This is a genomic window from Rothia mucilaginosa (genome assembly GCF_964211445.1).
In the GTDB taxonomy this organism is placed as follows: domain Bacteria; phylum Actinomycetota; class Actinomycetes; order Actinomycetales; family Micrococcaceae; genus Rothia; species Rothia mucilaginosa_E.
The window spans coordinates 45,304-51,467 of sequence record NZ_CAXOQT010000018.1; the positions used below are offsets into that span (position 1 = coordinate 45,304).

5 protein-coding genes are annotated in these 6,164 nt (G+C 59.5%); 2 read left to right on the forward strand and 3 right to left on the reverse strand.

What is annotated here, in order from left to right:
- Positions 1 to 262 precede the first annotated feature (262 nt).
- Positions 263 to 844, forward strand: coding sequence for a hypothetical protein (locus AB8E48_RS05840; RefSeq protein WP_070691791.1), 582 nt, complete (start codon positions 263 to 265; stop codon positions 842 to 844).
- 358 nt (positions 845 to 1,202) lie between these two features.
- Here the strand turns inward: AB8E48_RS05840 and AB8E48_RS05845 are convergent, their stop codons facing one another.
- From AB8E48_RS05845 to AB8E48_RS05855, 3 genes are all read right to left on the reverse strand, one after another.
- A complete protein-coding gene (locus AB8E48_RS05845; protein ID WP_368886073.1) occupies positions 1,203 to 2,606 on the reverse strand; it encodes an FAD-dependent oxidoreductase in 1,404 nt (467 codons plus the stop codon).
- A 387-nt stretch (positions 2,607 to 2,993) separates the two neighbouring features.
- Positions 2,994 to 3,599, reverse strand: coding sequence for a YagU family protein (locus AB8E48_RS05850; protein ID WP_368886074.1), 606 nt, complete (start codon positions 3,597 to 3,599; stop codon positions 2,994 to 2,996).
- A gap of 347 nt (positions 3,600 to 3,946) precedes the next feature.
- Positions 3,947 to 4,312: a DUF2218 domain-containing protein gene (locus tag AB8E48_RS05855; protein WP_368886075.1), complete on the reverse strand. Its 366-nt coding sequence runs from the start codon at positions 4,310 to 4,312 to the stop codon at positions 3,947 to 3,949.
- A 348-nt stretch (positions 4,313 to 4,660) separates the two neighbouring features.
- On the opposite strand from AB8E48_RS05855, the gene AB8E48_RS05860 reads away from it, so the two are divergent.
- Positions 4,661 to 6,127, forward strand: a complete 1,467-nt coding sequence (locus AB8E48_RS05860) for an NCS2 family permease (protein WP_368886076.1) — start codon at positions 4,661 to 4,663, stop codon at positions 6,125 to 6,127.
- The last annotated feature ends 37 nt before the right edge of the window (positions 6,128 to 6,164 follow it).

Consider the following 6,164-nt stretch of genomic DNA (forward strand, 5'->3'; position numbering starts at 1 on the left):
TTCTCTCCGTGCAGGTAAATACGGAATTATGACGACACAGAAATATAAAGATTTGATAAACCTCTAGCGATTGACAAGGACAGATGAAAGCCAGCTGAAAATACCCCCTGAAATGGCTTGAAGCCCCCTCTTTGAGCACCGTACTATAGAGGGCGTGAGGTCACTTCCGGACCTTGCACGGGGCCACTTCCGGAGCCCCAGACGTAAAGTCACCGCACATTACAGCACCGATAAACCGCATAGAGATCCAAGGGGGGATCCAGTGTCCGCAACGATGAACCGTCGCACGGCATTCCGTGCACTGGGCGTAGGCACCGCAACCATCGCTCTCGGCTGTGCAGTTGCACCCGCAGCGCAGGCGCAGCAGATGGCACACCCGCAGAAGGCAATGACTGCCGACCAGCAGCTCAAGCTGATTCTGCGCCGCCTAGAGCAGGTACCTGCCCGTTTGAAGTATGCGAAGCCTGGATCCTCCAACCGCGTTAATAGCGGCATTGAGAGCGCACTGGGCAACCTGACCACCGTCCAGGGCACTGACGCAGGCCGTCAGATTGCAAGCGCCAAGGCCGCTGTCCGCAAGTCTGATGGACGTGCCCACGCAGCGCTCTCCCCCGTTGGTGTTATCGCTTGCGTTGTCAGTATTGCAAAGTTTGTCATTCAGCTGGGCATCGCCATTTACAAGCTTATTAAGGCACTCGTTAACGCCTTCAAGCAGTGGAAGACCTTCAAGAACATTGTGAAGGCTGTCATTTCTGGTGAAGCCCGCAAGAAGCTGGGTACTGAAACTGAAACCGTACTCAAGGCCATTTTGGGCATTGAAGACGTCCTCAAAAAGTGTGCATAGTCTACACACCGTACGGCTATGCGCTTGTTTAGAGAGCTAATCTTGGTGTTTCTTTAGCTTTCTAGACCCCGTTAAGGGATGCGCCGCACGTGGAGTCACTGCATGGGCTCGCTGCGCGTCCGGGTAGCCGGAGGGTATGTCCTCGAGTGTCTTCGGCACCTACCCAACCCACCCCGCATGACCTCATGGTGCGGGGTGGGTTTCTTTAACTCCTCTTTCAGAGGAGCACGCCATAGCGCCGGGAGACGCACAGCTCTTCTCTTCCGCTCCCCCGCTCCTTATATATAGACAAAAATCGACCCCGCACCGGCTCACGGTACGGGGTCGATTTCTATGTTCTACGTACTAGACGTAAGGATTACTCGCCGCGGGAGATGTTGATCATCTCATCGCGATCCACAACCTTCACGCGGGCGCGAGGCTCACCGGCTGCGTCCTTGGATGCTGCGCCCAGTGCCTTCTCGTGGTCGTCCAGGCGGTGCCAGCCTTCCCAGGTGGTGTACTTGATGCCCTTGGAGTCCAGGTAGGCGCTGAAGGTCTCTGCGTCCGGCTCGGGTGCGGTGTAGAGGTTCTCGCGATCCTCGAGCAGGTGGGTGATGGTCTCGAGTGCGTCAGACTTGGTGGAGCCAATCAGGCCGACGGGGCCGCGCTTGATCCAACCGGATGCGTAGAGGCCGGGAACGACCTCGCCGTTCTCGTCTACGACGCGACCCTCAACGTTGGTGATGACGCCGCGCTTGTCGTCGTAACCGATTTCGGGCAGTTCGGAACCGAAGTAGCCGATTGCGCGGTAGACAGCCTGTACGGGGTAGTCCACGTACTCGCCGGTGCCGATGATGCCGCCGTTGCCGTCGAGCTTGTTGCGCTCCATGCGCAGGCCCACGACCTTGCCGTCTTCGCCGAGAATCTCGTGCGGGGACTGCAGGAAGTGCAGGTGCAGGCGGCGGGATGCGGTCTGCTCGTTGTTCTTCTGGTCTTCCAGCCAGCCGCGCAGGGTCTTCATCATGACCTTGGTCTGTGCGTTCTTCTCCATGGCCTCTTCGGAAGCCTCGTCAAACTGGAAGTCCTCTTCGTACAGGACGATGTCCACGTCGCGGGAGTGTGCGAGTTCGCGCAGCTCGAGCGGGGTGAACTTCATCTGTGCGGGGCCGCGGCGACCGAAGACGTGCACGTCGGTCACGGGGGAAGCCTTCAGGCCCTGGTAGACGTTGTCGGGGATTTCGGTGACGAGCAGGTCGTCAGCGTGCTTGGAGAGGATGCGGGAGACGTCCAGGGCGACGTTGCCGTTACCGAGCACTGCAACCTGCTCAGCTTCGAGCGGCCAGGTGCGGGGGTAGTCGGGGTGGCCGTCGTACCAGGAGACGAAGTCTGCTGCGCCGTAGGAGCCGTCCAGGTCGATGCCCTTAATGTTCAGGGGTGCATCGAAAATCGCGCCGGTTGCGAAGATGATGGCGTCGTAGTGTTCGCGCAGGTCGGCGAGGGTCAGGTCCTTGCCGTATTCGACGTTGCCGAAGAAACGGATGTCGCCGCGGTCCAGGACCTTGTGCAGTGCGGTGATGATGCCCTTGATGCGGGGGTGATCCGGTGCCACACCGTAGCGGATCAGGCCGAAGGGGGCGGGGTAGCGGTCGAAGATGTCGATGGCGACCTCGACGGCGCCGGTGCGGACCTCTTCAGACTTGGTGAGGATGTCGGCGGTGTAAATACCGGCGGGACCTGCACCAATAACGGCGACGCGCAGGGGGCGTGCTGCTTCAGACACGAAAATCTTCCTTTCGAAGTTCACCGTCCGGCGCCCGGTGCGGCGCGAACAGGCGGTGAGCTTAGTGTTCACTTCTTGCCTATTTTACCGGGGATTGACGGGTGTTCGGGGGCTTATATGTCTTCGCCCACTAAATAGGACAATTTTCTGTCACCTAATCCGGGCGGGGCTACCTAATCCGGGCGGGGCTACCTAATCCGGGCGGGGTCACCTAAATCAGGAGGGGTGGCGCATCCCGCTCCGGAAACCTCCGCACGCAGCGGGCATAGAACTGCCCCGCCCTCCGAGGTGCAGGAGGGCGGGGCAGGGTGTGGAACACGCATCCGCGTGGATCTTTGTCACCTCAACCGCAGAGGGGCGAGGAGTTGAAGGGGGTGAGCCGCTAGCTTAGCGGGCCTCGGCGGGATACTCGGCATCCGGCTCACCGGTGATGCGGTTACGCAGGTCGCGGCGAACCAGTTCGATGGACCAGAGCCAGATGATGTGGCCGAAGAATTCGGAGAAGTGCTCACCGAAGGGCTGGTTCCAGGGGGCGGGCACGATACCCATTGCGGGCATGATGATCACGTGGAAGAGGATGTCCAGGACGATACCGAATGCAGCACCCTGCCAGAGCTTGATTTTGGGCCAGTACTCGGCGACCACGCAGTAGAGAATCGCGAAGAAAATTGCGAAGGCGAAGTGGATGATGAAGCTCATGTAGGGCAGGTCGTTGCCCAGGTAGGAGTATGTTGCGTGGGAGGTTTCGGGGGACATGCCGAAAATCTGCTCCAGCAGCGCCTGCGGCGGGTTGGTGGAGTTACGTTCGGGGGTGCGGGGCGGGAAGGGAACTTCCCAACCGAACTTGATGATGCCCGAGAAGATGCCTGCGATCAGACCGACGAGGACTGCGACGCCGATGCGGCGGCGTGCCGGGTCGGTGATGGTTTTGAAGGTGACCTTGACCTTCTGCCCCGCCTTCTTGGCGGTGGTGGTTACTGCGTTCTCAGACATGCTGCTCCTGAGCTGTGAGTCGGTGTGTGGTGCCTCAACCCTACCGTAATCCCAACATTATTCATAGGGTTTTCTCACATAAACCCACTTAAAGCCAAAATCACCTTTATTTTTATATCGGTCTGACTAGTGTTTTTGTTTTCTATGCAGTCCACAAAATTTTTAGTGACAGATTTCGCACAAAATGTCACATCACTTCATGTAATACTTGAAAGCTTCTCAATAGCACCCTTCCAAAGCCACTAGAGCGGACGCAAAAGCCCCCGGTACGGCGAGAAAAACTCACCGCACCGGGGGCTCATAAAGCTTTCGTATGCGACCCAAAACGATAACTAGGGGGTCGGCCACTAGGCGGCGGATACCGCCTCAAAGGTGACGACCAGTTCCTCGCGTTCACCGAAGCGGACCAGGTGGCGGTCCAGCACATCTGCCAGACCAGCAGCCAACTCGTCGCTTTCGGCGCGCACCTCCATGACGAGTGCACCGTCGGTTTCGCGCAGGTCACCGTAGCCGCGGAAAATACCGTCGCGGTTGAAGGTGAGGCGCAGACCGTCGGGCAGTTCTGCGGTGCCGAGCTTGCGGCCCATGTGCGAGCCGAGCTGCTTGATGTATCGGGCGGGGCGGTCGGTTGCTACGACGGCGCGCTGGCGCACCGGCAGGGATTCTGCGGCGGGGTAGTTCTCAGCAGTGTTTTCTTGGGGAGTTTCAGTCACGGTGGACTCCTTCTTATCTATGCCGAAAAAGGCTCACCACACTGAACCCTGCATCCGGCGACACGTTGTTTCATCTCGAATATATCAGGGAGTTAGGGTTCACTAACCTAACAAGCTGTTGATGTTCGCGCAGGGTGAGAGATAGTTACCCTCTATGACGCCACCCAAGACAGACCCACTGAACGAAAGCTGGGAATTTCCTGGATTAACGCTCAGAGAAACTTTAAACGTAGAATATTTCGGTAACAACAGTGTCACCTCCCCAACACACCGGGAAGTGGCACTTTTTTATGCGGGTCCGGAACCCCGGCGCCCGCCCCTACTAAGAGTATCTACGGATTTTCACGAATGTCTTCTGAGAACACCGCGGCTCCCCAGAACCCCAAGGCAGAAGCCAAGGGCGCACTGGACCGTTACTTCAAAATCAGCGAACGTGGCTCCACCATCGCAGCAGAATTCCGAGGCGGCCTCGCCACCTTCTTCGCGATGAGCTACATTGTCGTGCTGAACCCCCTCATCATCGGCCTCGGCAAGGACGCATCCGGCAACGCGCTCGGCGTACCGCAGGTCGCAGCAATGACCGCACTGGTCGCAGGCGTCATGACCATCCTCATGGGCGTCATCGCCAAGCAGCCCTTCGCCATGGCGGCAGGCCTCGGCGTGAACGCGCTGCTGGCAACCACCATCGCCTCCACCCCCGGACTCACCTGGCCCGCCATCATGGGCCTTGTCGTCTGGGCTGGTGTGCTGATGACCATCCTCGTGCTGACCGGCTTCCGTACCGCAGTGTTCAACGCGGTCCCCGAATCGCTCAAGGTCGCAATCGTCGTCGGTATCGGCTTCTTCATCGCCTTCATCGGCCTCGTTAACGCAGGTATCATCCGCCGCATGCCCGACGCAGCCGGTTCCACCGTGCCCGTCTCCTTCGGCGTGAGCGGCCACCTGCTCGGCTGGCCCACCCTGGTCTTCCTGTTCGGCCTGTTCCTCACCATTGCGCTGTTCATCCGCAATGTGAAGGGTGCAATCCTCTACGGCGTGCTCGCCTCCACCGCCCTCTCCATCATCCTGGAGAAGGTCGTGCCCTCCGGCAGCTCGCTTGAGTCCCCCACCGGCTGGTCCCTGAACGTCCCCGTCTGGGACTCCAGCACCAGCAAGCTGCCCGACTTCTCCCTGTTCGGCTCCGCTGACCTGTTCGGCGCCTTCGGCACCCTCGGCGGCATGGCTGCCGTTCTGCTGATCTTCACCATCCTCATCTCCGCGTTCTTCGACGCGATGGGCACCTCCGTGGGTCTCGCAACCGAAGCAGGCACCATGAAGGACGGCCAGATTGAGAACGTCGACAAGGTCCTGCTCGTGGACGCCCTCGGCTCCGTAGCCGGCGGTGGCACCTCCTCCTCCGCAAGCCAGATCTTCGTGGAGTCCGCAACCGGTATCGGCGCGGGCGCACGCACCGGCTTCGCAAACATCGTCACCGGTGTGCTGTTCCTCGTCGCAATCTTCCTGACCCCGCTGGTCACCATCGTGCCCTTCGAAGCTGTTGCACCCGCAATGGTGTTCGTTGGCTTCCTGATGATCCGCCAGGCAGTGAACATCGACTGGAACGACTGGGGCCTCGGTATCCCCGCGTTCATGACCATCATCTTCATGCCCCTGGCATACTCCATCGCGGACGGTATCGGCGCAGGCTTCCTGTCCTACGTCTTCATCCGCCTGGTGCAGGGCCGCGGCAAGGAAGTTCACTGGCTCATGTACGTGGTTTCCGCAGTGTTCCTCATCTTCTTCGCTAACGGCCTGATTACCGGCTGGATGCACTAAATACATCGGGTGCCTCACCCTCCCACGTGGAGGCGCA